Here is a 26,016-nt window from a genome sequence, read left to right as displayed (position 1 = left end):
ACTCGAATCGCCGCTGAAAACCGTCGCTATAATCGAGCGGCATGCCGGTCGATCATTGAAGGCACCGAAGCGGCACATCGGCCGCCACGCCGACGGCTCGGTGTGGGCGAAAGGCTGGCTCGCGGGCGGCGTCATGACCGGGTATTGGGAGTGGTTCCGAAAAGACGGCGTGCGGATGCGGTCGGGCACCTTCGAGAACGGTGAGCAGACCGGCAAGTGGACGACGTACGACCGGACCGGCGCCGTCAAGAAAGTCACGATGATGAAGGCGAAGACCGTCGCCCCGAAGAAGAAAGCCGCGAAGAAGCGATGAGGCCGGCGCTTGTAGCGATCGCGATTCTCGTCGCGACGTGCGCGCAGGCGCAGGTGTGCGACCCGCAGAAGATGGTGCGCGTCGTCTACCGCGACATCAGCCCCGGCGTCGACCCATCGTCGCCCGGCGGCCAGCCGGAGACGCTGTACCGGCTCGGCACCAAGTACGCGCGCGTCGAGGGCGCCATCGATCGTCAGCACAACACGCAGCCGGTCATGGTCGCGAACGAGCCCGATATCTGGATGATCGACCTGCTGACGAAGCACGGCCGGCACTTCCACGACACCGACGCAGGATCGGGCTTCAAGGCGCCGGTCGTCGGCGATCCCGACTTGCCGCCGTCGATCACCGCACTCGAGTTCGGCTGCGAGATGGCGTTCATGAAGGGCGTACCGACGAAGAAGGCCGATCTCGACGGTCAACGGGTCAGCCAGTACGAGAAGAAGATCGACCGCTACCGCGTCGTCCTCTCCGTGATGCAGCGGAGCCTGACGCCGATCTCCTTGTTCCTTTACGACGGCGCCAAGCTCGCCTTCGCGCTCCGCTACGACGAGTACAACAACGCGCTCGCCCCCAAGATGGAGCTGTTTCAGCGACCCGAGGGGATCACCTACGCCGAGGAGAAGTGACGATGCCGACCTCCATCGAGCCCGTTCGCCCGATCGCCCTCGAGGACATCGACGCCGCGCGCCGCCGCATCATGGGAACGGCCGTGCGCACGCCGCTCGTGCGCCTCGAGATGGGCCCGGGTTATCCCGACGTCCGCCTCAAGCTCGAGAACCTCCAGCCGATCAACGCCTACAAGCTGCGCGGCGCGGCGAACGCGGTCGCGCTGCTCTCGGAGGCCGATCGCGCGAAGGGCGTCTGGACGATCAGCGCGGGAAACGCGGGGCAGGGGGTCGCGTACGCGGCGCGCCGGTTCGGCGTGCCGTGCACCGTCGTCGCGATCGAGACCGCGCCGAAGGCGAAGCTCGAGCGGATGGAGGCGCTCGGGGCGCGCCTCGTGCTCGTTCCGTTCCAGAAGGCGTGGGACGCCTTCGAGGACCGCGCCTTCCCCGGCGTCCAGGGAACGTTCATCCACCCGTTCGACGACCACAACTTCATCGCGGGAAACGCGACGATGGCGTACGAGATCCTCGAGGACGCGCCCGACGTGAAGACGGTGATCGCCGCGGTGGGAGGCGGCGGGCTCGTCACCGCGGTCGGGAGCGCGTTCCGGCATCTCAAGCCCGACGTCAAGGTCTACGGCGCCGAGCCCGAGACCGCGGCGCCCGCGGCGCTCTCGTTCGAGAAAGGCTCGGCGCAGGCGTTCCCGAACTGGCAGCGCTCCTTCGTCGACGGTGCCGGAGGGCAGAGCGTCTTCCCGCGCATGTGGGAGCGGATGAAGCCGGTGGTGAGCGGCGTCTTCGTCGTGACGCTCGACGAGACGAAACAGGCGATGCGCCTCATGGCCGAGAAGGCACGCGTCATCGCCGAAGGCGCCGGCGCGCTCCCGGTTGCCGCCGCGCTCTCGGGGAGAGCGGGTCAGGGGCCGATCGTCGCCGTCGTCTCCGGCGGCAACCTCGACCTCGCGACGTTCTTCGAGCTGATCGGCGTCTGACCCCAAGTGGGCGCGCCGCTGCGTGCGGGTTATCCTGCGTCGCAGTGAAAGTCGTCATTCCAGGAGGCAGCGGACAGGTCGGGGCGCTTCTCACGCGAGCACTCGCGCAGGACGGGCACGACGTCGTCGTCCTGAGCCGCGGCGCCGCCACGAACGGCACGCGCACCGTGACGTGGGACGCGCAGAAGCCCGGGCCGTGGACCGACGAGATCGACGGCGCCGACGTCGTCATCAACCTCGCGGGACGCAGTGTCAACTGCCGCTACAACGACACGAACCGGCGCGCGATCATGCAGTCGCGCGTGCGCACGACGCGCCTCGTCGGCGAGGCGATCGCCGGCGCGAAACGGCCCCCGCGCGTCTGGCTCCAGGCGTCGACCGCGACGATCTACGCGCACCGCTTCGACGCACCCAACGACGAGGCGACCGGAATCCTCGGCGGACGCGAGCCCGACGCGCCCGACACCTGGCGCTTCAGCATCGACGTCGCTCGCGCCTGGGAGCGCGAGCTCGATTCCGCGCAGGTCACGGCGACGCGCCGCGTCAAGCTCCGCTCTGCGATCGTGATGAGCCCCGATCCCGGCGGCGCCTTCGATCGCTTCGTCTCGCTCGCCCGTCGCGGCCTCGGAGGCCGGCTCGGCGACGGCCGCCAGTACGTCTCGTGGATCCACGAGCTCGACTTCGTGCGCGCCGTGAGCTGGCTCATCCAGCACGACGATGTCGAGGGACCCGTCAACGTCGCCTCTCCCGGGGCGCTCCCCAACGCCGAGTTCATGCGCGAGCTGCGCCAGGCCGCCGGCGTGCGCTTCGGACTTCCGTCCGCCCCGTGGATGCTCGAGCTGGGCGCCTTCGCGATGAAGACCGAGACCGAGCTGATCTTGAAGAGCCGCCGCGTCGCCCCCGGCCTCCTCCAGGAGCGCGGCTTCAAGTTCGTCTTCCCCGACTGGCGTCGCGCCGCACAGGACCTGTGCCGCCGCTGGGAAGAGGCGGGACGCGTCGTGCACGGGTGAGGAGTCTCCTCCGCATCGTCCTAGCGGTCGTCTGTGTGCTCGGCGCCGCGTGGATCGCCTTGGCGTGGTCGCTGCGTCAACCGACCTTCGGTCGCGAGGAGTTTCCCGGGAATGACCACGCGGAGTCGGCGCGGCTCGAGTCGCACGTGCGATACCTCGCGGCCCCCGACCATCCGCGTGACTGGCGCCACCCCGAAGAGCTGACGAGAGCGGCGGCCTATATCGAGAGCGCGCTCAAGGAGACCGGCGCGTCCGTCTCGCGGCAACCTTATCGCGCCGGAGGCCGCGAGATGTCGAACGTCGTCGCGGCGTTCGGCCCCGCCGGCGATCCTTCGGTGGTCGTCGGCGCGCACTACGACGTGTGCGGTCCGTTTCCCGGAGCGGACGACAATGCAAGCGGCATCGCCGGTCTTCTCGAGGTCGGCCGCCTCCTCGGCCGCACACCGCCTCGCGCACCGGTCGTTCTCGTCGCCTACTCGACCGAGGAGCCTCCGTACTTCGGCGGCGACGAGATGGGGAGCGCGGTGCACGCCGCGTCCCTGGCTCGGTCGGGCGCGCGGCCGCGGGCGATGATCTCCTTGGAGATGATCGGTCTCTACACCGACACGCAGCCGTCGGCCGGCTCACTCCTCCACTTGCTGTATCCGAGCGACGGCGACTTCGTCGCACTGGCGGGACGCTTCAGCGATCGCGATCTCGTCCGGCGCGCGAAGCGATGTTTTCGCGGCGCGACCGACGTGCGCGCGGTGAGCTATTCCGGCCCGACCGGACCGGGTATCGATCTCTCCGATCAGCGTAACTATTGGGCTCAGGGATATCCCGCATTCATGGTGACGGATACCGGGCCGATCAGGAATCTCCACTATCACACCGCGACCGACACGGCCGATTCGCTCGATTACCGGCGCATGGCTGGTGTCGTCGACGGTGTCTACAGCAGCGTCATCCACATCGCCGATAGTCCCTGATCCACCGTTACGCCTCTTGCATTCCTCATGGAGGCGCTCAAGGAGCGCATGGAGTTCGAGGGTTACGCCCTCAACTAGGCGCGCTTCCGGAGTCCGAGCCGTTCGCGTTATGCTCCCCAGGCTCGGGGGTCGCATTCATGCGGATGGTCAGGTGCGTCGAGGTTGTCGCCGCGGCGGGGCTCGTGGTGCTCGCCGGCGTTTCGTGCACCAAGGACCGGGAAGGGCTGCGCGGCGAGCGCGGTCTCTCCGAGAGCGTTTCGCGGCGTGTGACCGTCACCGAAGACCTGACGGTCTTCACGCTGTTCGCGCTCTTGAACGCGGCGGGCTACGACGACGAGCATCTGCCGCAGATGCACCCGGTGCGCGTTCGGGTCAGGAACGCGTTGGCCGCGAAGCTCGACCCCGCGCTGCGCCAGCGCCTGCGCGCTTTCTACGACGCGCATAGGGGACACGCCGATCCCTGGGCCTATTCCGTCGTCGCGAAGGCGACCTCGGGGCCGCCCGCGTTCACCCCGACTCCCGACTGGAACGACATCCAGAAGAACGAGCGCTTCGGTTCGCTCGACGACCTGCACGACCTCATGCCGATGTTCTACGCCGCCGCCGACGTCCCCGGCCTCTACGACGGAGTGCGGATCGACTACGTCGAGTACGTCCGCGCCTACGAGATGGAGATCCGCCGCCAGGTCGTCGCCGTCCTGAACTACTGCCGCGTCCGCGACGTCGAGGCGCTCGGCGCCGCCCCTCCGGGCGAGCGATCGGAAGCGCTCGTCATCCCGAACCTGCTCGACTCGTACGAGCACGCCTTCTCGTTCGAGCTGGGCGGCCGGTTCATCAGCATCGAGGGCCCGCAGCCGAAGATCGGCTACAACCCGCACGAGTTCGTCCACGCGGTGACGAACCCCGCCGTCTACTCCGCGGCGACGCGCGCGCTCGACGCGCGGCTCCAGCCGCTCGTGGACGAGGCGTCGAAAGCGCTCGGCGGCGACGCGGCATTCGGCTCCGCCGAGGCGTTCGTCGACGAGTGCCTCGTGCGCGCGATCTCGCTCCGCTACCTCGCCGGGGAGCGCGGCGAGCGCCGCGCCACGCTCGTGAAGACGATGAACGACGAGTACCGCTCCGGCTACATCCTCGAGCGCTTCTTCTGGGACCAGCTCGAGCGCTACGAGGCCTCCTCGGCCGATCTGCGCACCTTCTACCCGGTCATCCTGGCCTCTCTCGATCCGGAGGCGGAGCTCGCGCGGTGGCGCGAAGCGCACGGCCGGGCCGCGACGCCGGCAGCGGCGCGATGAACCGCGCGATCCTGCGGGAGCCGCTCGTCCACTTCGTCGCGATCGGCGCGGTGCTCTTCGGTCTGTGGTCGATCGCCGGCCACGGCGCCGCCCCCGAGCCCGAGACGATCGTCGTCTCCCGCGCCCGGATCGAGTCGCTCGTCGCTGACTACAAGAAGACGTGGCGTCGCGACCCGACCGACGCCGAGCGCGAACGCCTGATCAAGGACGACGTCCTCGAGGAGGCGGCGGTGCGCGAGGCGACCGCGCGCGGCCTCGACCGCGGCGACCCGATGATCCGCCGGCGCCTCCAGCAGCAGCTCGAGTTCCTCGCGGAGGCGGACGCCGAGACCGAGCCGGCCGACGCCCAGCTCGCCGCCTTCTTCGAGAGCCACCGGGATCTCTTCCAGGGCGAGGAGCGTCTCTCGTTCCGGCAGGTCTACTTCAACCGCGAGGCGCGGGGGACCAAGACGGAGGCCGACGCGCGGGCGGCCCTTGCCGAGCTCCGCGGGCGCGGCGCTTCTGCAACGATCGAAGGGCTCGGCGATCCCTTCGTCCTCGACCGGGCGTTCGACGGCGTCACACCGAGCGAGATCGCGATGCGCTTCGGCGATGCGTTTGCGAAGGCGGTCGCAGCGCTGCCCCCCGGCTCGTGGGAGGGACCGGTCGCGTCGTCTTACGGCCTCCACGTCGTCGTCGTGACGGCGAGGACGCCGGCCGCGCCACCGGCGTTCGACCAGGTGAAGGACGAGGTCCGCCGCGCGTTCCGCGAAGATGCCCGGGTGCGCGCCCGCGAGCGCCTGCACGACGACCTCTTGAAGCACTACCGCGTCGAGATCGAGGCCGACAAATAGAGGCACAGGCACCGATTTCCTGGAGGCTGGAAATCCGGTGGCCCGCTCCTTATATCTGTAGAGATGCGGACGGTACTGTTCGGCCTTGCTCTTTCGCTGTCGCTTCGAGCCGATGCGTCCCCGCGCACGACGACCGCCCAGCGGCTCGTCGACGAGCTCGTCGGCGCCCATCCCGAGCTTGCGGGAGCCGAGCTGGCGCTTCTCGTCGGCGCCGATTGCCGCACCGTCGCCGCGACCGCCCGCGAGGAAGTCGGCGGGAAGTGCGACGGCGGCGAGCTCGGTCCGATCCGCACGGGGAGGCCCGGCGTCGAGCCGCCGTCCAGGAAAGACCCCGTCTACGACATCACGCAGGCTCTGCACGACCCGCGCGGCGTGGTCATCGGTGCTCTGGGGATGGACCTCAAGCCGGAGCCGGGCGCGACGCGCGAGTCGACGCTCGCGCATGCGCGGAGCCTGCTCCGGGAGCTCGAGAGCCGCGTCGTCTCGAGGGACGATCTGCTCGCGCAGGTGCCGTAGCGGCCGGCAGGCGTAGGATGGCGGCCATGACGCCGGCGCTCATCCCGTGGCTCCCGCTGATCGCCGCGGTCTTGCACATCGTGGAAGAGTTCGTCGTGCCCGGTGGGTTCGCCGCGTGGGATCGCGATTACCGGCCGGAATTTGCCTCGACGATCACCCCGCGCTTCCACGTCATCGTCAACGCCCTCTTCCTCATCCTCTGCTATGACGCGGGTGCGATGTTCGGGAAGCCGGCCGGCATCGCGCTCTGGCTGACCGTCGTCGCGTTGGAGTCGGCGAACGGCGTGTGGCACGCGACCGGCGCCCTCCGCACGAACCGGTACTCCCCCGGAATGTTGACCGGAATGGGCCTCTATGTCCCGCTCGCCGTATGGGGTTACCCCTACCTCATCTTCGGTGGACGAGCGTCGCTTCCCACCGCCGCCTTCGCTTTTCTCATCGGCATCTCGTACCAGCTCTGGGTCGGCAAGGCGATCCATCGCTGGCGCAAGCGAACCGCCTGAGGCGCGGTCGACTACACTCCGCCGCGTGAACGCCGACTACGGCATCGACGCCCCCGGCGTCGTCCGCAACCTCGCCCTGATCGGCGCGGCCTGCTTCGTCGTCGCGATCCTCGGCCTCGCCGGCGTCGTCCCGCGCCAGGTCACGATCGGCGCCGTGACCGTCTCGAGCATCGGCACCTTCCTCCCTCCCGCGCTCGGCTTCTTCTTCGGCGCCGCCTGGATGTACTTTGGCAGCCGCTACGGCAAGATCAAGGAGCGCGAGCGCCTGCTCGACAAGATCGCGTGGCGCGGCGACGAGCGCGTGCTCGACGTCGGGTGCGGCCGCGGCCTCATGCTCGTCGGCGCCGCGAAGCGCGTCCCGAAGGGGAGCGCCGTCGGCATCGACATCTGGCAAGCCGAAGACCTGTCGGGGAACAGGCCGGAAGTTCCCCTCGAGAACGCAAAGCGCGAGGGAGTCGAAACGCGCGTCACGGTCGAGTCGGCCGACATGCGCAAGCTCCCGTTCGAGAACGGTTCGTTCGACGTCGTCGTCTCGCGCGCGGCGATTCACAACGTCTACGACCCTCGAGGCCGCGATGCCGCCATCCGCGAGATCGCGCGCGTCCTCGCCCCGGGCGGCCGCGCCGTCATCTCGGACATCCGTCACATGCCCCAATACACGAAGCAGTTCGAGGAGAGCGGCTGCCGGGACGTTCGACTCACCGACTCGAAGCTCGGCGAGGCCTGGATCGCGATCGTCACGCTCGGCTCGCTCCGGCCGAACACGATGGTGGTGAAGAAAGACTGAAGGAGACCGCGATGATCAACGGCGCGCACGCCATCGTCTACAGCAAGAACCCGGAAGCCGACCGCAGGTTCCTGCGCGACGTGCTCGGCCTCCCTCACGTCGATGTCGGAGGAGGCTGGCTCATCTTCGCGATGCCCCCGTCCGAGATCGCGATCCATCCCTCCGACGAGAACGATCACCACGAGCTGTTCTTCATGTGCGACGACGTCAAGGCGCTCGTCGCCGCGATGAAGAAAAAGAAGATCGCCTGCGACCCGATCAGCGATCAGGGATGGGGATTGCTGACGCAACTGACGCTACCCGGCGGCGGGAAGCTCGGCGTCTATCAGCCGCGCCACGCGAGGCCGAAATACGGAGCGAGCGCGAAAAAGAAGGTCGCGCCCAAGCGCAAGAAGTAGCTACCGCATCGCGACGCGCAAGGCGTTCGCGGCCTCGGGATCGTTCGGCGCGACGCGGACGGCCTCTCGAAGCGCGGCAACGGCCTCGTCCTTCTTCCCTTGCTTGAGGAGCGCGATCCCGAGATTGAGCTGCGCCTTGGGAAAGGCGAACGGACGCTTGAGGCGGAGCGCTTCGCGGAACTCGGCGATCGCCTCGTCGAGGTGCCCCTGCTCGGCGACCGCGATGCCGAGATTGTTGTGGACGATCGGGTAGCGCGGGTCGAGACGGACGGCCGTTCGATACTCCGCGATCGCGTCGTCGATCCGGCCCTGATCGTGGAGAACGATGCCGAGGTTGTCGTACGCCTCGGGGTACGTCGGCTCGATCGCGATCGCCCGCCGGAAGTACGCCTCGGCCTCGTTCCCGCGGCCCCGGTTCAAGAGCATCCCGCCGACGTTGTTCTGCGCGATGAACACGTTCGGATCGGTCTCGATCGTCTTCCGCCAGAGCGTCTCTTCGCTCGCGTAGATCGTCTCCTGCCGCCACGTGAGGATCGTGAGGACGGCGAGCGCGACACCCGCCGCCACGGGACGCCACGACTGCCGCGCGATCCATGCCGCCGCAAGAACGATCGGCCCGAGGCTGGCGAGATACTGGAAGTGGTCGGCGACGTAGGAGAAGCGCATGGGATACACGTTGACGAAGCCGAGCGCCGGGCCGAGCGTCAGGCCGAAGAACAGTGCCGCGGCGAGCGGTCCACGCCCGACGCGATCGCGAAGCGCCCACAGCGCGGCGAGCGTCGCGACGGCGGCGATCAGCCACACGAATCCCGCCGTGCCCCAGGTCGCCGGCCGCCACCGCGGGTAGATGAACATCAACGGGTGCGGCCAGATGAGCTTGCCGAGATAGAACCAGACCGCGCGCCCCGCGACCTGGAAACGCTCGACGAACGAGAGCGCCCAGTCGCCGCCGACGGCGCCGACGTAGAAGCGCTCCATCCAGCTCGTGAGCGCGCCCGCCGCGGCGCCGAGCGCGAAGAACGGGAGCGTCGGAAGGATATCGGCGCGTCGCAGCGTGCCGCGACGCCACCACGCGATCACGAGAAACGCCGCAGGAAGCGTCGCCGTCACCGTCTTCGAGAGCAGCGCGCATGCGAAGAGCGCGAGGCTCGACAGGTAGGCTCGCCTGTCTTCCTCGTCGTCGAATCGCAGCCACGCCAGCAGGGACGAGAGGTAGAACAGGCCGGACAGCACGTTCTTGCGCTCGGTGATCCACGCGACCGACTCGGCGTGCACGGGATGAACGGCGAAGATCGCCGCCGCGAGCCAGCAGCCGGAGAGTCCGAGACGCCGCATGATCGTCCAGAGCAGGAGCGCATTCGCGGCATGGAGCAGGACGTTGACCGCGTGATAGCCCGCCGCGTGGTCGTCCCAGAGCTGGTGCTCGATCCAGAAGGTCGTGTGCACGAGCGGGTAGTACTGCGGAACGGCACCGAGCTCGAACCAGATCCGCCCGAGGCCGTGAAGGTCGTGCAGCGCCGTGTTCTCGGTGACGTAGTCGTCGTCGTCCCAGATGAACCCGGCACGGAAGGCGCCGGCGTGCGCGACGACGGTGAGAAGGACGAGCGCGACGGCGGCCCACGGCGCGCGATTCCTTGCTTGGTTCTCCCGTTGCGCCAATCCGGCCTCCGGAGGCGCATCATACGCAGGCTGGCCGTCTCCTCCATGCAACAGCACGTTGGTGCGGCTTCGCCGGCACGTCGTATATTGCCGCTGCCGAGCTCAACGGAGTCGCCATGACGTTTCGCTTAGAGATCGAGCAGGAAGTCGACGGGCGGTGGATCGCCGAGGTCGTCGAACTGTCCGGTGTCATGGCCTACGGCGCGACGAAGGATGAAGCGACCGCGAAAGTCCAAGCGCTTGCTCTTCGCGTCATTGCCGATCGTCTTCTCAAACCCGAAGATCTCTAGGCGCGAAGCCGACGGCAGCGAACAAAGAAAAAGGGCGGCCCCCCAGCCGCCCCGTTTCCGCCTAATTCCTGCCGACGGCTACTGCGCCTCGAACGGCTCCGTCGGGATCACGCGCACCGTGACGCCGTCCATGTCGGCCGGGAAGCTGCCCGGCTGAACGTGCGCGCCGATGCCGGCGGTCGTGTAGATGACGATCGCCGCGCGGGACGCGTCGGTCTCATCGACGCCGACGCCGACGCCGATGACTCCGGGCCGCGTGAACAGCTCGGCCTCGTACCGCTCCTTGACGGTCGTCGCGAAATCGATGTCGGCGGGGAGCGGGCCGATCTTGCCCAGGCCGCTGGTCGCCTCGGCGGACGACGCGAGGCAGTTGTTGCCAACGAAGGTGAAGGTGTGACCGCCCGCGGTGTAGGCGCTTATCACGGCCTGGATCGGGTTCGCGATCGTTTGCGTGGTGTTGCCGGCGAAGAGCAGCCCGACCGGGTGGTGGGAGCTGTCGTTCGTCACGATGAGCGAGCCCGAGTCGCCGCCGGCGCTGAAGCTGCCGCTCCCCGAGATGACGAGCTGGTTCGTGTACGTCTCGACGAACCTCTTCCCGGCGTTGCAGCCCTTCTGGTACTGGACCGAGACGCTGGTGTTGACGGAGGTGATGCTCCCGGTCGTCTGGCCGGTCGTGCGGCCGCTCTTCGTGACGCCCATGCCGACCGTGCCGGTCGCCGGCGACGCGCAGGGGACCCCGATGTCGATGATCGCGCCGGTCGAATCGACCATCCCCGAGCGCGCGGTCGAGATCGCGGTGTCGACGTTCTTCGTGCCCAAGGGAACCTTGTCGCCGGCGAAGTCGCCGACGATGTTCGCGGTCGCGCCGTTGCAGTTGACGTCGATGAGGCCGGGCTGGATCGTGTCCTCGCCCGTCGTCGCGCTACCCGAGCGCGCGAGGATGTGGTTGTTGCTCAGAATCGACAGCACGCCGTCGTAGCGGACGAGCGAGCCCAGCGTCCCGCCGCAGCAATAAAGCCGGCTCGCATCGGCGCTGCTGCCGCCGGACGTGCCCATCTTCACCGGCGGCGTCTGCTTGACCTGGTGGTTCGGACCTCCGTCGGCGAGAACGGGGATCGAAGCGGCCACGAGCACGATCAAGGCCATCACTCGAAGCAATTTCATGCTCTGAGTCCTCCTGTGCGCCGGGCGTGCGCTCCGTGCGCACGTCGCGATCGCGGGAGGCTACACCCACAGGAGGAGGCCGCCTAGCCAAACGTGTCCGATTGCGGATCCCAGAACGGGCCGACGAGTCCGAGGCGCTCGAAGATCGCGCGCATCTCGTCGGGCTGGGGGCGGCGCGAGTCGAGACGGAGGCGCGAGGCGTACCACGCCGAGGCGAGACCCCAGAGCTGCGCGATCGTGACGAGAGGACGCATCGGAGTGTCGTGCGTGCGGCACCACGCGGCGACGTTCTCTTCCGACCGGAAGAACAACATCCGGCTTCAGGTGAAGACGATGTCGTCCCACCACCGCGCGGCCGGAACGGCGCAGTGGAAGAGCCACGAGCTCGATTCCGGGCCTTCGCTCTCGACCTCGAGAACGAGCGGATCCTTCGTCTGCTCGCACCGCGATCGCACGAGGGCGGGCTTGCGGAGCGCGGCGGGGATGCCGAGGGAATCCCATGCGCAGTTCGCGTAGTAGCGGATGCCGTCCGCCTCGACGACGTGCTGCGTCGGCACGCCGGAAAACGGAGGCGCCATGCGGATCGACGCGCCGTCGCCTTCGAGGACGAGAACGCGCTGCTGACGCAACCGTTCGTAGGCGGCGAGAGCTTCGGTCCGTTTCGTACCGATGCGGGCGCCGACGTCGTCGGGCGAGGGCCGGGATCCGGTCTCCGCGAAGTGGTGATAGATGGCGAGCTTGACCGCGACGTCGACGTCCACGCCTATCTCCTATCGGCGATAGTAGGAGTGGGAATTTACACCAGGACGCGCCGCGCGCGTCGCCGCCACATCACGTAGGCGGGTACGCCGGCGAGCACGATGGCATAGCCGATCCCCGATGTCGCGGGCGCGACGTACCCCAAATCGAGGATGAGGCAGGCCGCGAGCAGGACATAAAGGATGGGAACGGCGGGATAGCCCCAGGTGCGATAAGGCCTGGCCGCGTCGGGAGACCTCCGGCGGAGGACGACGACCGCCGCCACCATGAGCCCACACAGCGCGAGGTCCGCGGGGACGATGTACTCGATGAGCTGCGAGTAGACGTTGCCGAAGGTGACGGCCCCGGTCGTGGGATCGACGGCGGCGGTGCGCGGAAGGGTGAGAAGCGAGGCCCAGATTCCCTGCGCCCAAAGCGCGGCGGCGGGTACGTGCCGCGCGTTGAGCCTGCCGATCCGGGAGAAGAAGAGGCCGTCCCTCGCCATCGCGTACGAGACGCGCGCCCCGGCGAGGGTGAGTCCGTTGTTGGCGCCGAAGGTCGAGATGACGATCGCCGCCGCCATGAGCACGGTCCCGGCCGGACCGAGGATCGCCGCCATCGTGGCGGTGCCGACCCGGTTCCCCGGCGCGTGCTGGATCGTGTCGAGCGGAAGCGTGACGACGTAGGCGACGTTGGCCAAGAGGTAGAGGCCGACGACGATGATGCAGCCGCGGGCGAGGGCTCGCGGCAGCGTGCGCCCCGGATCGCGGACCTCCTCGCCGATGAAGGTGACGTTGGTCCACGCCGTCTGCGCGAAGAGCGGGCCGACCGTCGCCCGGCCGAGCACGAGCGCGAAGGCGAGCCCGCCGGCGGGAACCGCGGCGGAGTGCCACCAAGGAGAGGCGACCGCGGCGCTCGACGCGTTCCACCCGAGCACGAGGCCGAGGACGATGAGTCCCAGCAGGGCCGTCGTCTTGATCGCGGTGAGCGTGTTCTGGATCGCGCGCCCGACCGCGAGGCCGCGCGTGTGGAGATGGGTGAGGAGGAGGATGCTCGCGATCGCCGCCGCCTGCTGCGTCGAGAGGCTGAACGCGTAGTGCCCGAGGACGATCGGACGCACGAGGAAGCGGTCGGACGAGATCGCCGGTACGAGCACCCCGAGGAAGTTGCCGAAGGCGACCGCGACCGCCGCGATCGTCCCCGACTGGAAGACGAGGAGGAGCGCCCAGCCGAAAAGGAACGCGACCGCCGGCCCGTAGGCCTCGCGGAGGAAGACGTACTGGCCGCCGGCCGAAGGAAACATCGCCGCCAACTCGGCGCACGAGAGCGCCCCCGTGATCGTCATGAGGCCCGCGAGCGCCCACGCGACGAGCAGCCAACCCGGCGACCCGACGAGGCGCGCCGACTCCGCCGAAACGATGAAGATCCCCGACCCGATCATCGACCCGACGACGAGGGCGGTGGCGTCGAGCGAGCCGAGGCGGCGCTCGAGGGTGGGGGAGGGGGCGGTCATGGGCGCGGATCGTAACGGAGGGTTGCCTCTGGCAAACCCAGTTTGGTCCGCAAGACGGCCGTGACCCCTGCTTCCGGCGCTACGCTGCCGCCCAGGAGTCAGAGCACGTGGAAACTGGAATTCCTAAAAGGTCCACTGGCCACCTCGAGATCGGGTGTTGCACATGGGCAACCCACTTCTCACAAAGCGGTTGCAGGGGCGGAACGTTCGGCGTGTATCCATAGCAACGTCCGCTCAGGTTCCGTGGTTCGGGGGGAGTACCTTGGAACAAAACGACGAAACCCGCGGGAACCCGCAGTTCGGGGCTTATCTCCGCAGCGTGCGCGAGGGCAAACGGCTCTCGCTCGACGCCGTGGAAGAGTTGTCCGCCGGATTCCCGGAGAAGGTCACGAAGTCTCATCTGTCACGCGTCGAGAACGGTCTGGCACTCCCGACCTTCCCGCGCCTGATGGCGATGAGCCACATCTACGGCGTGCCGATCGCCAGCATGGCCGAGCGCTACGAGATCGAGCTGCGGCGCGGGATGTCGACGGTCGATCTCGAAGGCAAGTCGAACGTCGAGATCATCAAAGACGTCGAGCGGCTGTGGCTGGCCGGCAGCTACAACGATGCGCTCGTCATTCTGCTCTCGCTCATCGACGAGCGGTTCGGCGATCCCGAGGGCCTTTCGCCCGAGAAACGGGTCGAGCTGCTCGACGTGCGGATCCGCGTGGCGACATGTTTGAGACAGCTCGGTCGGTACGAGTTCGCGAAGACGCTGTGCGAGGAGCTGCTCGGGCACGCGGAGATCACGCGAGGCCAGCGGCTCGCAACGACCCTCCAGTTCGCGATTTGCTGCTACCGGCTCGGTCGCTACAACTTCGCGATCATGGCGCTCGATCAGGTCAGCTCGGAGCTCGACCTGCCCGACACCCCTCGCCGCCTCGCCGGCGACCTCGAGCTGATCCGCGGCAACGTGTTCGTCGACGCCGGAACGCCCGATCGAGCGCTCGGTCATCTCGAACGCGCACAGGCGGCGTACGACGCCATCCCGAATCGTCTCGAATCGTGCCGCGCCGGGCTCGAGATCGGCGAGGCGCTCATCGCGCTCGGACGTCTCGACGAGGCGTCCCGTCGCATCGCAAAGGAGCTGCAGCGCGCCGAGGAGCACGGGTTCGAGAGGCAGAGGGCGATCGGATTCAGTCTCGTCGCGACCCTGTCGTACAAGAAAGGCGATCTCGACAGCGCCGAGCGGCACGCGCTGCGGTCCAACGCCATCGCGCGCACGATCGAGCACCATGTCCTGGTCTTCCGGAACTGCTACTACCTGTGGGAAATCGCGAGGCAACGCGGCGACGCCTCCGCAGCCAAGCTGAACGAGCGGGCGCTCCGGTCGTACCTGGGGCGTATCGAGTCGAAGCTGACGGAGGCCGAGCAATTCCGCGACTACCTGCGGCGAGGGGAATCATGAGGAGCGTCATGATGAGACTTTGCGTTCCGGCAGCCGCCGGATCGATCCTCGTGCTGGCACTCGCCATCGGCGTGTCGCAGGCCGAAGTCTCGGCGACGTGGTCGCCGGGCCCGACCGCGACGCTCGGCATCGGGAAGATGCAGCTCATCGGCGACGATCCCGACCCGGTCGGAGGCAACATCTGGCACCGATTCAGTCCCGTCGGCTCCGCCAATGTGGTCCTGAACCCAGAAGGCGAAGCGAACGGCGACGGCGAGCCTTCGATCCTCTCCGATCCCGCCCGCGGCTGGTTCGTCGCGGCATGGTCGCGCAACTCGGTCTCCGGATTCGACGTCGTCGTGAGCCGTTTCACGAACGGCGCTTGGACGACCCCGCAAGTCGTGGCAGACGAGGCGGCCAACGCCCTCGATCCACAGCTCGTCGTCGACGCCGCGGGGGTCGCACATCTCCTCTATTGGCGCGACGGGGCCTCCCCGCAAGTGCTCGAAGTGCGAAGCACCGATCTCGAGACCTGGTCGTCGCCGTCGGTCGTTTCTCAGCCCGGCGAGGTCGCGTGCCGTCCTTCGGGCGCGGTCTACCAAGGGGTTCTTCGCGTCGCTTACGAGGTTCACGACTTCGGGTTCGGCAATTCGCCGCGCGAAGTCGTCTTGTCCCGCTACGACGGAGCCGCCTTCGTCACCGAAGTCGTGGCGATGACGAACAACACAGGGATGGTCTCTCCGCAGGTTCACGCCCAAGCCGGGAAGCTCTGGGTCGACTGGGTCGACTGGGTCGATGCGGAGAGCGGGAGCGCCGGCGAGGTCGGGTGGACGCGTCTCGACGCCGCAGGGCATTGGGAGCCGGTCCACTACGACCCCTTCGCGAACTCCAGCGAGCGCGAGTACTTCGTGCGGGGAACGGTCCGACTGCAGGCGATCCAGCCCTAGCGGGGCTTCTTGCGTCCCCGGTCGGCCATCGCCCGCTCGGCGGCGGCGGCGATGCCGACTGCGACGTCGAGCACCTCTTCGCACGACGCGCCGAAGGCAGCGTTGTGGAGGGCGATTTCCTTCGCGAGGAGGAGCGAGAGGTAGCGGAGCTTCGCCGAGGTCGTATCGGCAGCGCGGCAGTCGGGGTGGGCGGTGTTCACCTCGAAGCGGCCGGCGATCACGCGCGACCGCCAGTCGCTCGCGGCGTCCTCGACCCAGGCCGGGTCGGGAATGCCGCATCGCGGGTCGCGGGCCACGGCGTTCGAGACGATCTCGTACTGGACCACCGCTTCCACCTCGCGGCCCGCGCCACGGGCGGTCGCACGGAGGAGGCCGCGACCCGGCGCTCCGCCGGCGGTGAGCGTCGCTGCGAGCGGGTCGTCTTCGGCCGGCACGACGGTGGCGAACGCGCCGGCGGTCGCCCAGCGGATGTCGACGCGATCCTCGACCTCGTGACCCAGCGCGTCGCGTGCCGATGCACTGATGGTGATCGCGGCGCCGCGGGCGAGCGCGACCGGGTCGGGGGTGAGGACGATCTCGACCATCGGCCCCGGAGGAAGGAGTCCATGTTGGCGCGGGGACAGCTTCCGAAACTCCGCCGCTCGGGGCGGAGTCTCGGAAGCTGTCCCCTCCGCTCTCGCTACCGGAAGGAGAGCCAACCCCGGGTTTTTCCGCGCGATCTCCTCGAAGGCACCCCTGAGGTCCGACAGCATCGAGCGCTCCGCACGGTCGGCCACCGCCTCCTCGTGCTCGTGGAGCGCCTCGAAGACCCGCGTCTCGACCGTCTTGAGGGCGCGCGAGAAGGCGAGCGCCGCGTCGTCGGGGAGGATCCCTTCCCGCGAGCCGGGCGGAACGGTGAAATGGGGATACTCGACCGTTCCGGTGAGGCGCGGATCGGTCCAGGGGAGGCGATCGAGTGCCAACGCCTTCAGCTCGTGGAAGCGATCGGCGACGCGCGTGCCGCCGCAGTAGACGGCAATCCCCGGCGCCTCGTCGAGGCTCCCGTCCCAGAGACCCACGTCGATCGTCGCCTTGCCGAAGCCGGGGACGTCGACGCCGTCGACCCCCGCGATCGGTTTCCCGAGCAGAGGAGCGGGGGTGACCGGGATGACCTTGCCGGCGCCGCCGCGCGTGATCCGATCCTCGACCGAGACCTCGACCGGCCGGCCGAGGAGCTGGCCGCGCAGCTCGGCGGCGAGGTAGTCAGCGGCGCGCTTGCCGGCGGTCGCGCCGAGCGCCGCCTCGTCGAGGTCGAAGACGACGACCTCGGTCCAGCGGTCGCCGAGCGGCAGGTGCTCGCGCAGCGGCTCGATGACGTACCCCGGCCGGTCGCGGTAGAGCGTCAGCCGATGCGGCCGGTCGCCGGCGACCGTCGAGCGCATCTCGAGGCGCTCGCCGAGGCTCCAGAAGCCGAGGAGCCCGATCCCGTACTGACCCTGCGTCATGAGCGAGAGTCGCTCCTGCGGCGAAAGGTGGCGCTTGCGCGAGTGGCCGATGTGGGTCGCCACGTACTGGAGCGCATCGCGCCGCTCCATCTCGGGGATCACGCCCTGGCCGTCGTCGAAGATCTTGAGGCAGCTCGAGCCGCCTTCCTGACAGCGCGTGATCTTCACCGTCGAAGCGCCCGCGTCGAGCGAGTTCTGCACGAGCTCGGCGAGCGCCTTGCGCGGGTCGGGCTGCGAGTAGGCGAGCCAGCGGATCAGCTCGAACGGATCGCGCGCCTTCAACATCCCCCGAACGGCGTCGGGGGCGAGGCGTCCGCGCGTTCCGCTCATCGAGCGAAAGTTAGCACGATCGATCGTTCACTTCGCATGCGACGAGAGCCGCGCGAGCGCGCCCTGCACGACACGGCGATAGGTCGAAGGCCGCGTGTAGGCGCCGGCGTGGCCGGAGAATCCCATCACCGTCATGCGCGCCGACGGAAGACGCGACGCGAGACCGCGCGCCCTCGAGAGTGGCGCGACGAGGTCCCACGCACCGACGACGATCTCGATGGGGAGTGAAGGATTCGAGGGAAGCCCTGGGTCGTCGCGGAAGAGGAGCGCGAGCTTCCCCCGCACCGTCGAAGGCGGCGTCGCCGCCTCGAGCGAAGCCGAGAGAAGAGCAGGGAGGCGGGACCAGAGCCGAGGCATCACGCCCTCCCACGACGTCAGCGTGATGAACCCCGCGGAGAAGAGGAGCCTCGCCGCGAGATCTGCCCGCCGCCGCCTCTCGGACCACTCGAGCAAGCCGACGTAGCGCGCGGGGCGGAACAGCGGGTCGGGCGGATGGCAGAGCAAGAGGCCCGACACGCGCGAGGGAAGGCGCGCGGCGCAGGCGAGCGCGACCAGGCAGCCGAACGACGTCCCCCAGAGGACCGCGCGCTCGGCGCCCGCGCGGTCGAGGCCGGCCTCGAGGTCGCGGGAGAAGCCGTCCCACGAGAGGGGCCATGGCGCCGGGTCGTCGTGAAGGTCGCCCGTGGTCTCGAGCGCGATCACCCGATATCCGGCCGACGCCGCGGCCTCCATCTCCTCGCGATAGAGCCCCGTCCCGCCCGCGATTCCCGCGAGCTTGACGACGAACGGACCGGACGTGCCGTGGACGGTCAGCCTCACGTCGACCCCTCGGGCATAATGCCAGCGACCCTCATGCCGAGCGCCGTCCCGCACGCCTTCCGCTTCATCCTCGTCGAGCCGCTCTACGGGGGAAACGTGGGATCGGCGGCCCGTGTCCTCAAGAACTTCGGCTTCGGGCGTCTCGACCTCGTCGATCCGCACGAGGGCGCGGACCACGCCGAGGCGATGAAGATGGCGGTCGACGCCAAGGACCTCCTCGCCGCGTCGAAGACCCACGCGACCCTCGACGCCGCCCTCGACGGCGCCGCCACGGTCGTCGGCACCTCGCGTCGCATGGGCAAGCAGCGGCAGCCCCACTACGCGCTCCACGAGCTGGCGCCGACGCTCGCCGGCTTTGCCCTTCGCGGCGAGGTCGCCATCTTGTTCGGCCGAGAGGACTCCGGCATGAGCGACGCCGATCTCGACCTCTGCACGCACCTCGCCTACATCCCGACCTCCGAGGCCTATCCAGCGCTCAACCTCGCGCAGACGGTCGCGATCGCCGCGTACGAGCTGAGCCGCGCGATCGGCGTCGACCACCCGGCGCCCGCGGATGCCGAGGACAACGAGCTGGCGCTCGCCGACCATGTGTCGCGCGAAGCGATGTACGCGCACCTCGACGAGGCGCTCTACGCGATCGGCTTCCTCAAGGACGGACAGGTCGAGGGGATGATGCGCCGCCTGCGGCGGATGCTCGGCCGCGCCGCGCTCACCGCCGGCGACGTGCAAGTCGTTCGCGGCATCGCGCGGCAGATCCTCTGGCTCGCGCGCGAGGCGAAGCTCGACATCCCCGAGCGGAAATGAATCCGGACCAGCTCACCGCCGCGCTGAAGGAGAAGGCGCTCGCGCTGGGCTTCGACAAGGTCGCGATCGCGAACGCCGCGCCGCTCGAGCGCGATCGCGCCGCGCTCGCCGCCTGGCTCGCCGCCGACCGTCACGCGACGATGGCCTGGATGAAGAAGGGCTCGGAGAAACGCTCCGACCCCTCGTCTCTTCTCCCCGGTTGCCGCGCCGTCGTCTCCGTCGCGATGAACTACAAAGAGGGGACAGCTTCCGAATCTCACCCAAACTCTCGCCGCGGCCGCGTCGCCCGCTACGCACAGGGGCGCGACTACCACCGCGTCATCGGCGAGAAGCTCAAGGACCTCGCCGCGTGGCTGAGTCAAACTTCGGGACAGCCCGCTCGCACTTTCGTCGACACCGGGCCCGTCCTCGAGCGCGCGTGGGCCGAGCGATCCGGCCTCGGCTGGATCGGCAAGAACGCGAACCTCCTCACGCGCGACATGGGATCGTGGCTCCTCCTCGGTGAGCTGCTCACCGCCGCCGAACTCGCTCACGATGCCGGCCCACACCAGGAGTTTTGCGGGACGTGCACCGCCTGCCTCGACGCCTGCCCGACGCAGGCGATCGTTGACCCCGGCGTCGTCGACGCGCAGCGCTGCATTTCCTACTGGACGATCGAGCATCGCGGCTCGATCCCCGCGGACAAGCGCGAAGGCCTCGCCGACTGGATCTTCGGCTGCGACGTCTGCCAAGACGTCTGCCCCTGGAACATCTCCTTCTCGAAGCCGGCTGCGACCGGACTCTTCAAGCGGCGCGACGACCTCGATGGCCTCGACCCCGAAGAGATCCTCGCCATGGACGAAGCGACGTTCCGCAAGCGCTACTCAGGGACCCCGCTCATGCGCGCGAAGTGGGAGGGGATGCGCAGGAACGCATGCATCGCGCTGGGAAACAGGAAGGATTTCGAGGCCCTGCCGGGGTTGAGGCGAGCAATCGAGGACGACGATCCGGTGGTCCGAGAGCACGCGCAATGGGCGATTGAGCGCATTGAAGGCAAGGGATAGAGGACCGGGACGGTCGCTTGGGTTTCCTATCCGAAAGTCTTTCGAACAGGTCTAACATCCGCCCCACCTGAGGGGGTGCCGCCGCGTGAAGCCGGGCGACAAGCGGATCGGGAACCGCGCGAAGCGGCGTCTGATGGTCAAGTACGGCACGTCGGCCGCAGAGAAGACGGCGTTTACCAAGAACGTCTCCGACACCGGCCTCTTCGTGCAGACGAATTTCGTCTTCAAGCCGGGGACGACGATCCAGGTCCACATTCAATTCCCGGACAAGACGTTCAGCATGTGGGCGCGGGTCGTCTGGGCGAAGTCGGTGCCGCCGTCCCTGGCCCACGTCCTCGAATGCGGGATGGGGCTCTGCTTCGTCGACCCGACGCCCGAATGGTTCACCCACTACAGGGAATGGGCGAAGAAAGTCGGCGCCGATTTGCCCCCAGTCTAGGCGTGTTCCTAGCCTCGACGGCGCGGCACCGCGACCACCATATCTAGTGGCATGGCGTTTTCATACCGCGATATTTTGTGCAACTCGTCTTGACAGCGTTTCCCCTTCCTTGCTATCACAGGCGAGCACCGAACGGGAATTCGTGGGGAGCGATCGGGTGGGATCGAAGCTTCCCTCGCGAGGTCGAGAAATCGAGCGACGTCCCCCACCTGACGCCGCACACGTTGGACCCAGGAGGTAGAGAACGATGCTCCAGCGCGACCAGAGATCCGGTAAGGACGAGCGCGCGATCCAGGTTCCGGGCGAGGTGGGCGGAACGCCCGCGCCGACCCCGAGCCCACGCGACGGGATGCGCTTCGCGCGCCGCTTCACGAAGCCGAACGTGCACCCCTACGATGAGATCGAGTGGGAATTGCGCGACGCCGTGATCTCCTCCGGTAAAGGCGAGGTCGCCTTCGAGCAACGGAACGTCGAGGTCCCGAAGTTCTGGTCGCAGCTCGCGACGAACGTCGTCGCGCAGAAGTACTTCCGCGGCACGCTCGGAAGCCCGGAGCGCGAGCACTCGGTCCGGCAGCTCCTCGATCGCGTCGCGAAGACCGCCGCGAAGTGGGGGCGCGAGGGCCATTACTTCGCCACCGACGAAGACGCCGTCGTGTTCGAGGCGGAGCTGACGCATCTGCTCCTCCACCAGATGGTCTCGTTCAACTCGCCGGTCTGGTTCAACTGCGGGATCGAGACGCACCCGCAGGTGTCGGCGTGCTTCATCAACTCGGTCCAGGACACGATGCAGTCGATCCTCGGGCTCGCGAAGACCGAGGGGATGCTCTTCAAGTACGGCTCGGGGACGGGCTCGAACCTCTCCGGGATCCGCTCGTCGAAGGAGCACCTGGCGGGCGGCGGCACCGCGTCGGGGCCGGTCTCGTTCATGAAGGGCTACGACGCGTTCGCCGGCGTGATCAAGTCGGGCGGCAAGACGCGGCGCGCGGCGAAGATGGTCATCCTCAACGTCGAGCACCCGGACATCAAGGAGTTCATCCACTCGAAGGCCGACGAAGAGAAGAAAGCCTGGGCCCTCATCGAAGCCGGCTACTCGGGCGAGTTCAACGTCCACGGCGGCGCGTACGACTCCGTGTTCTTCCAGAACGCGAACCACTCGGTGCGCGTCAACGACGAGTTCATGCGCGCGGTCGTCTCGGACGGCGAGTGGATCACGCACGCCGTCACCACCGGCAAGCCGATGGGCACGTACCGCGCCCGCAACCTCATGCGCGAGATGGCCGAGGCCGCGTGGGTGTGCGGCGATCCGGGGGTGCAGTTCGACACGACGATCAACACGTGGCACACGTCACCCAACAGCGGCCGCATCAACGCTTCGAACCCGTGCTCCGAGTACATGTACCTCGACGACTCGGCGTGCAACCTCGCTTCGCTCAACCTCATGCGCTTCCGCCGCGCCGATGGCGAATTCGACGTCGACTCGTTCAAACACGCCGTCGCGGTCACGATCTCCGCGATGGAGATCTGGGTCGACAACGCCTCGTATCCCACCGAAATGATCGGCAAGAACTCGCACGACTACCGGCCGCTCGGCCTCGGCTACGCGAACCTCGGCGCCCTACTCATGTCGCGCGGGCTCCCCTACGACAGCGACGGCGGCCGCGCCTACGCCGCCGCGATCACCTCGCTCATGTGCGGCGAGGCCTACGCGACCTCGGCCAGGATCTCGGCCCACAAGCAGCCGTTCGCCGGCTACGAGAGGAACCGGGAGCCGTTCCTCGCCGTCATGCGCAAGCACCAGGCGCACGCCGACGGGATCGACGGCAAGCTCGTCCCGAACGAATTGCTCTCGGCGAGCCGCTCCGCATGGGCCGACGTCGTCACGCTCGGCACCGAGCACGGCTTCAGGAACGGCCAGGCGACGGTTCTCGCCCCGACCGGCACGATCGCCTTCATGATGGATTGCGACACGACCGGCATCGAGCCCGACATCTCGCTCGTCAAGTACAAGAAGCTCGTCGGCGGCGGCCTCTTCAAGATCGTCAACAACACCGTGCCGCTCGCGCTCAAGAAGCTCGGCTACACGCACGACGAGATCCAGACGATCGTCGACTTCGTGAACGCCAACGACACGATCGAGGGCGCGCCCGGCCTCAAGGCCGAGCACCTGCCCGTCTTCGACTGCGCGTTCAAGCCGGCGAAGGGCTCGCGCACGATCCACTACATGGGCCACGTCAAGATGATGGCCGCCGCGCAGCCGTTCCTCTCCGGCGCGATCAGCAAGACCGTCAACATGCCGAACGACACGACGGTCGAGGAAATCGAGAAGGCGTACATCGAATCGTGGAAGATGGGCCTGAAGGCGATCGCGATCTACCGCGACGGCTGCAAGCGCAGCCAGCCGCTCTCGACCGGCAAGGACGAGGACAAGGCGACCGCCAAGGCCGTCGCCGAGGCCCCGACGCCGCGCCGCCGCAAGCTCCCCGACACGCGCCACTCGATCACGCACAAGTTCTCGGTCGCCGGCCACGACGGCTACATCAACGTCGGCCTCTACGAGGACGGGAAGCCCGGCGAGATTTTCATCACGCTCGGCAAGGCCGGCTCCACGCTCGCCGGCTTCGCCGATTCGTTCGCGACCGCCGTCTCGTTCTCTCTCCAGCACGGCGTCGAGCTGCGGTTCCTCGTCGACAAGTTCACGCACGTGCGCTTCGAGCCGTCGGGCTTCACCGGCAACCCGCAGATCCCGATCGCGAAGTCGATCATCGATTACGTCTTCCGCTGGATGGCGCTCCAGTTCCTCCCGCAGGAGGACCAGCCGCCGACACCCGCCGTCGCCGCGACGAACGGCACCGACCTCTCGATCACCGCGGAATCCGAGACGCAGAACACCGCCGCCGCCGCGCAGGCCCGCGAGCGCGACGTCTACGTCCGCCAGGCCGACGCGCCGCCGTGCCACGAGTGCGGCTCGATCATGATCCGCAACGGCGCCTGCTACGCGTGCGTGAATTGCGGAAGCACGAGCGGGTGCTCGTAAGTAGTCGACAGTTCACAGTTGGCAGTTGACAGGCGGAGGGGGAGGCGAGAGCGTCCCCCTTTTTCTTTTGTGCGAACGGTTCCGGACCACACTTCCGGAGTCCCGTTGACCACATCGCCGACCGCTAACTTTGCTACCGAGACCGCATTTCGCGGTATAACAAAGGCATCGACCATCGCGCCCGCTCCGAAGCGCTGACAGGAGAGCACGAAGCAGACGACTCAAAGAATTTGCGACCGCGATATCGCTGCGCGATATCGCGGTGCGAACAGATACCGAGACCTGTCCATTTCTTGTTAGGCGGCGGAAAAGACATCAGAGAAGAATCGATGCAAGAACAGGCAACCCGAGAAACAGCGCACTCACGTTGCCCCTCCTGCGGAAACCATCCGCTACCCGAGTTTATCGAGCCTCCGGGACTGGCCTTGTGTCCGCGCTGCGGGTCGCTTGTTCGACGAACCGATCGAGGCCTTCAGGCCGTCGGACTGAGCACCGAAGGTCTGAGCCGGTTAGTCCACGCCAAACTTCGCGGCTCCGGTCCTGAACTCAGGCGCATTCAGGAACGCATCACGGCCCGAGTAGCGAAACACCTCGGTGTCGAGCCGTCTGCGGTGCCGCCGCAGTACCGGTTGGTCGACGAACTCGAAGCAGACTCCCTCGACGTAGTAGAACTTGTCATGGCCGTCGAGGAAGAGTTCGGCATTGAGCTCGGTGCGCCATGAGTCGGAGACCGCCGCCTAACATCGCGGTCAACGCGCCGCACTCCGCCGTCACGGCGCTTGCAAACTGCGGCAAGCGCCGCGCCGTCGGGCGCGCGCGTTACCGCGAGCGTTGGACAGACGACCAGAACTGGAAGGGTTAACTACACACAACAGGCTCCGGGAAGAATCGCTCACACTGCGCCTTCGGTTTGGCTCAGCTCTGGTCTTCTTGGCCCCCGCATCGCAGGTCTCGCGCTGGCCTCCAGCTTTCAACGCGCCGGGTCTGGTGATCGCAGCCGCGCTCGAACCACGCTCACCGAGGAGAGGGTGCCTCTCGGCAACCGGGCCAGCTTCGCTCGCGCTGGAAGCGTCGCGGCCAGGAGGCCCAGCCGACGGCTGGCTTCGTGCACACACCTCCCAGCGCGGTGGGGTCGCAATGCCCAACCCCTTTGCTCCGTTGGTTGCCACGGAAAGCGGCGTACACTTTCCCACAGTCAACCACGTCGCGCGGTCACCGCAGGTGGGCACGCGGCTCGGGAAGTGAACGTGAAGGGCTTGCTGTCCAACAGTGCGCTCAACCCGCCGCGCACTCTCGCGTCACGGCGCTTGCAAAAAGCGGCAAGCGCACGTGCCGCTCGGCGCGCGCGCGGGTTAGCGCTACGTTAGAAAGCGGGAAAGAAAACGGAGATGATTCCGCTAGACAGTCCGCGATGGAACGAGCTGCGGCATGCGTACGGCAACGCAGCTGACATCCCGGGACTGCTTGAACAGCTGCCAAGCGCACCGGTCTCGGACGACTCCAATGCGGAGCCTTGGTACTCGCTGTGGAGCGCCCTCTGTCATCAAGACGATGTGTACACGGCCTCCTACGCTGCGGTCCCTCACATAGTGGCGGCGGTTTCGGCGCGGCCGGTTGAGGATCGGCCGACGTTCCTCTTCTTCGTCGCCTACGTCGAACTATGTCGCCATCGTCCGAAAGCCCCTGCCATTCCAGACGACATTGAATCGGATTATCGAGCCGCACTGCAAAGGGCGGAGGCGCTTGCGGTTGACGCACTGCGCTTGCCATCAACGGAAACCGAACTGCGTTACCTCGTGGGAAGCATCGCGGCGCTGAAAGGCCACCCGTTGCTAGCACATGCGATCATCGACCTCGAGCCTGAAATGGTCTGTCCAAAGTGCCACGAAGTGTTCACGGTGCCCGCGTATGACCAGCAGTAAACGCCCAGGCCCGCTTTCTAACTACGCGTTGCAGCCGTGGCAGGATCTTCCCTCGATAAAGTAGACACTTCCGCCTAACTAGGGGGTGTCGGATGGGGCGACCGGGCCCGAAGAAAACGCCAAGCTACGGCCTTGAGTTCAAGCGAGCGGCAGTGCAACTCAGTTACCGTCCCGGGATTCA

At 67.8% G+C, this 26,016-nt stretch carries 26 protein-coding genes; 19 read left to right on the top strand and 7 right to left on the bottom strand.

Annotated features, from left to right (window positions below):
* Positions 1-55 precede the first annotated feature (55 nt).
* From VFV19_19685 to VFV19_19635, 11 genes are all read left to right on the top strand, one after another.
* A complete protein-coding gene (locus VFV19_19685; protein ID HEX4826527.1) occupies positions 56-313 on the top strand; it encodes a hypothetical protein in 258 nt (85 codons plus the stop codon).
* On the top strand, positions 310-942 hold the full coding sequence (locus VFV19_19680; GenBank protein HEX4826526.1) for a hypothetical protein: 633 nt from the start codon (positions 310-312) through the stop codon (positions 940-942). Before VFV19_19685 ends, VFV19_19680 begins: the two co-directional genes overlap by 4 nt.
* A gap of 2 nt (positions 943-944) precedes the next feature.
* On the top strand, positions 945-1,913 hold the full coding sequence (locus tag VFV19_19675; GenBank protein ID HEX4826525.1) for a pyridoxal-phosphate dependent enzyme: 969 nt from the start codon (positions 945-947) through the stop codon (positions 1,911-1,913).
* Positions 1,914-1,957: 44 nt separating this feature from the next.
* On the top strand, positions 1,958-2,923 hold the full coding sequence (locus VFV19_19670; protein HEX4826524.1) for a TIGR01777 family oxidoreductase: 966 nt from the start codon (positions 1,958-1,960) through the stop codon (positions 2,921-2,923).
* Positions 2,920-3,891 carry a M28 family peptidase gene (locus VFV19_19665; protein ID HEX4826523.1) on the top strand — a complete coding sequence of 324 codons (972 nt, stop codon included), beginning with the start codon at positions 2,920-2,922 and terminating at the stop codon, positions 3,889-3,891. The genes VFV19_19670 and VFV19_19665 overlap by 4 nt, the downstream gene beginning before the upstream one ends.
* A 137-nt stretch (positions 3,892-4,028) precedes the next feature.
* On the top strand, positions 4,029-5,183 hold the full coding sequence (locus tag VFV19_19660) for a hypothetical protein (protein ID HEX4826522.1): 1,155 nt from the start codon (positions 4,029-4,031) through the stop codon (positions 5,181-5,183).
* A complete protein-coding gene (locus tag VFV19_19655; GenBank protein HEX4826521.1) occupies positions 5,135-6,016 on the top strand; it encodes a peptidylprolyl isomerase in 882 nt (293 codons plus the stop codon). The genes VFV19_19660 and VFV19_19655 overlap by 49 nt, the downstream gene beginning before the upstream one ends.
* A gap of 63 nt (positions 6,017-6,079) precedes the next feature.
* The gene (locus VFV19_19650; GenBank protein HEX4826520.1) at positions 6,080-6,532 is read left to right on the top strand and encodes a PDC sensor domain-containing protein; all 453 of its coding nucleotides are present in this window, start codon (positions 6,080-6,082) and stop codon (positions 6,530-6,532) included.
* A gap of 26 nt (positions 6,533-6,558) precedes the next feature.
* Positions 6,559-7,035 carry an HXXEE domain-containing protein gene (locus VFV19_19645; protein ID HEX4826519.1) on the top strand — a complete coding sequence of 159 codons (477 nt, stop codon included), beginning with the start codon at positions 6,559-6,561 and terminating at the stop codon, positions 7,033-7,035.
* Between the two features lie 25 nt (positions 7,036-7,060).
* Positions 7,061-7,822 carry a class I SAM-dependent methyltransferase gene (locus tag VFV19_19640; protein ID HEX4826518.1) on the top strand — a complete coding sequence of 254 codons (762 nt, stop codon included), beginning with the start codon at positions 7,061-7,063 and terminating at the stop codon, positions 7,820-7,822.
* Positions 7,823-7,833: 11 nt separating this feature from the next.
* Positions 7,834-8,220, top strand: a complete 387-nt coding sequence (locus tag VFV19_19635; GenBank protein HEX4826517.1) for a hypothetical protein — start codon at positions 7,834-7,836, stop codon at positions 8,218-8,220.
* On the opposite strand, the gene VFV19_19630 is transcribed toward VFV19_19635, so the two are convergent.
* Complete coding sequence (locus VFV19_19630; GenBank protein ID HEX4826516.1) at positions 8,221-9,879, bottom strand: tetratricopeptide repeat protein; 1,659 nt, start codon at positions 9,877-9,879, stop codon at positions 8,221-8,223.
* Between the two features lie 116 nt (positions 9,880-9,995).
* Here VFV19_19630 and VFV19_19625 point away from each other — a divergent pair, with 116 nt between their 5' ends.
* Positions 9,996-10,169, top strand: coding sequence for a hypothetical protein (locus tag VFV19_19625; protein HEX4826515.1), 174 nt, complete (start codon positions 9,996-9,998; stop codon positions 10,167-10,169).
* Positions 10,170-10,247: 78 nt separating this feature from the next.
* Here the strand turns inward: VFV19_19625 and VFV19_19620 are convergent, their stop codons facing one another.
* The 4 genes from VFV19_19620 to VFV19_19605 all read right to left on the bottom strand — a co-directional run bounded on the left by VFV19_19620 (position 10,248) and on the right by VFV19_19605 (position 13,584).
* Entirely contained in the window at positions 10,248-11,333 is a 1,086-nt protein-coding gene (locus tag VFV19_19620; GenBank protein ID HEX4826514.1) for a hypothetical protein, read from the bottom strand.
* 83 nt (positions 11,334-11,416) lie between these two features.
* Positions 11,417-11,647: a hypothetical protein gene (locus tag VFV19_19615; protein HEX4826513.1), complete on the bottom strand. Its 231-nt coding sequence runs from the start codon at positions 11,645-11,647 to the stop codon at positions 11,417-11,419.
* Between the two features lie 6 nt (positions 11,648-11,653).
* Entirely contained in the window at positions 11,654-12,094 is a 441-nt protein-coding gene (merB, locus tag VFV19_19610; protein ID HEX4826512.1) for an organomercurial lyase, read from the bottom strand.
* A gap of 35 nt (positions 12,095-12,129) precedes the next feature.
* Positions 12,130-13,584 (bottom strand): amino acid permease, encoded by a 1,455-nt coding sequence (locus VFV19_19605; GenBank protein HEX4826511.1) that lies wholly within the window; start codon positions 13,582-13,584, stop codon positions 12,130-12,132.
* A gap of 163 nt (positions 13,585-13,747) precedes the next feature.
* Here VFV19_19605 and VFV19_19600 point away from each other — a divergent pair, with 163 nt between their 5' ends.
* Entirely contained in the window at positions 13,748-15,034 is a 1,287-nt protein-coding gene (locus VFV19_19600; protein HEX4826510.1) for a helix-turn-helix domain-containing protein, read from the top strand.
* An 8-nt stretch (positions 15,035-15,042) separates the two neighbouring features.
* Entirely contained in the window at positions 15,043-15,960 is a 918-nt protein-coding gene (locus VFV19_19595; protein HEX4826509.1) for a hypothetical protein, read from the top strand.
* On the opposite strand, the gene VFV19_19590 is transcribed toward VFV19_19595, so the two are convergent.
* Together VFV19_19590 and VFV19_19585 are read right to left on the bottom strand one after the other, a co-directional pair.
* Positions 15,957-17,774 carry an ATP-binding protein gene (locus VFV19_19590; GenBank protein ID HEX4826508.1) on the bottom strand — a complete coding sequence of 606 codons (1,818 nt, stop codon included), beginning with the start codon at positions 17,772-17,774 and terminating at the stop codon, positions 15,957-15,959. The two genes, VFV19_19595 and VFV19_19590, sit on opposite strands and share 4 nt — an antisense overlap.
* 27 nt (positions 17,775-17,801) lie before the next feature.
* Positions 17,802-18,593: an alpha/beta hydrolase gene (locus VFV19_19585; GenBank protein HEX4826507.1), complete on the bottom strand. Its 792-nt coding sequence runs from the start codon at positions 18,591-18,593 to the stop codon at positions 17,802-17,804.
* Positions 18,594-18,626: 33 nt separating this feature from the next.
* Here VFV19_19585 and VFV19_19580 point away from each other — a divergent pair, with 33 nt between their 5' ends.
* The 5 genes from VFV19_19580 (at position 18,627) to VFV19_19560 (ending at position 25,835) form a co-directional block, all read left to right on the top strand.
* Positions 18,627-19,397: an RNA methyltransferase gene (locus VFV19_19580; protein ID HEX4826506.1), complete on the top strand. Its 771-nt coding sequence runs from the start codon at positions 18,627-18,629 to the stop codon at positions 19,395-19,397.
* On the top strand, positions 19,394-20,440 hold the full coding sequence (gene queG / locus VFV19_19575) for a tRNA epoxyqueuosine(34) reductase QueG (GenBank protein HEX4826505.1): 1,047 nt from the start codon (positions 19,394-19,396) through the stop codon (positions 20,438-20,440). The genes VFV19_19580 and queG overlap by 4 nt, the downstream gene beginning before the upstream one ends.
* Before the next feature lie 85 nt (positions 20,441-20,525).
* Positions 20,526-20,879, top strand: coding sequence for a PilZ domain-containing protein (locus VFV19_19570; protein HEX4826504.1), 354 nt, complete (start codon positions 20,526-20,528; stop codon positions 20,877-20,879).
* Positions 20,880-21,126: 247 nt separating this feature from the next.
* Complete coding sequence (locus tag VFV19_19565) at positions 21,127-23,913, top strand: vitamin B12-dependent ribonucleotide reductase (GenBank protein ID HEX4826503.1); 2,787 nt, start codon at positions 21,127-21,129, stop codon at positions 23,911-23,913.
* Between the two features lie 1,388 nt (positions 23,914-25,301).
* Positions 25,302-25,835 carry a hypothetical protein gene (locus tag VFV19_19560; protein HEX4826502.1) on the top strand — a complete coding sequence of 178 codons (534 nt, stop codon included), beginning with the start codon at positions 25,302-25,304 and terminating at the stop codon, positions 25,833-25,835.
* Positions 25,836-26,016 lie beyond the last annotated feature (181 nt).

This window comes from Candidatus Polarisedimenticolaceae bacterium (genome assembly GCA_036275915.1).
Taxonomy (GTDB): Bacteria; Acidobacteriota; Polarisedimenticolia; order Polarisedimenticolales; family DASRJG01; genus DASRJG01.
The sequence above is the reverse complement of the archived record's forward strand: the minus strand, read 5'-3'. Positions and strand labels throughout refer to the sequence as shown.

Bases quoted from the DNA above. Each gene is read 5' to 3' on its own strand.
- VFV19_19680 (HEX4826526.1), top strand. From the start codon at position 310: ATGAGGCCGGCGCTTGTAGCGATCGCGATTCTCGTCGCGACGTGCGCG.
- VFV19_19675 (HEX4826525.1), top strand. From the start codon at position 945: ATGCCGACCTCCATCGAGCCCGTTCGCCCGATCGCCCTCGAGGACATC.
- VFV19_19660 (HEX4826522.1), top strand. From the start codon at position 4,029: ATGCGGATGGTCAGGTGCGTCGAGGTTGTCGCCGCGGCGGGGCTCGTG.
- VFV19_19650 (HEX4826520.1), top strand. From the start codon at position 6,080: ATGCGGACGGTACTGTTCGGCCTTGCTCTTTCGCTGTCGCTTCGAGCC.
- VFV19_19645 (HEX4826519.1), top strand. From the start codon at position 6,559: ATGACGCCGGCGCTCATCCCGTGGCTCCCGCTGATCGCCGCGGTCTTG.
- VFV19_19635 (HEX4826517.1), top strand. From the start codon at position 7,834: ATGATCAACGGCGCGCACGCCATCGTCTACAGCAAGAACCCGGAAGCC.
- VFV19_19625 (HEX4826515.1), top strand. From the start codon at position 9,996: ATGACGTTTCGCTTAGAGATCGAGCAGGAAGTCGACGGGCGGTGGATC.
- VFV19_19620 (HEX4826514.1), bottom strand. From the start codon at position 11,333: ATGAAATTGCTTCGAGTGATGGCCTTGATCGTGCTCGTGGCCGCTTCG.
- VFV19_19615 (HEX4826513.1), bottom strand. From the start codon at position 11,647: ATGTTGTTCTTCCGGTCGGAAGAGAACGTCGCCGCGTGGTGCCGCACG.
- VFV19_19605 (HEX4826511.1), bottom strand. From the start codon at position 13,584: ATGACCGCCCCCTCCCCCACCCTCGAGCGCCGCCTCGGCTCGCTCGAC.
- VFV19_19600 (HEX4826510.1), top strand. From the start codon at position 13,748: ATGGGCAACCCACTTCTCACAAAGCGGTTGCAGGGGCGGAACGTTCGG.
- VFV19_19595 (HEX4826509.1), top strand. From the start codon at position 15,043: ATGATGAGACTTTGCGTTCCGGCAGCCGCCGGATCGATCCTCGTGCTG.
- VFV19_19590 (HEX4826508.1), bottom strand. From the start codon at position 17,774: ATGAGCGGAACGCGCGGACGCCTCGCCCCCGACGCCGTTCGGGGGATG.
- VFV19_19580 (HEX4826506.1), top strand. From the start codon at position 18,627: ATGCCGAGCGCCGTCCCGCACGCCTTCCGCTTCATCCTCGTCGAGCCG.
- queG (HEX4826505.1), top strand. From the start codon at position 19,394: ATGAATCCGGACCAGCTCACCGCCGCGCTGAAGGAGAAGGCGCTCGCG.
- VFV19_19565 (HEX4826503.1), top strand. From the start codon at position 21,127: ATGCTCCAGCGCGACCAGAGATCCGGTAAGGACGAGCGCGCGATCCAG.
- VFV19_19560 (HEX4826502.1), top strand. From the start codon at position 25,302: ATGATTCCGCTAGACAGTCCGCGATGGAACGAGCTGCGGCATGCGTAC.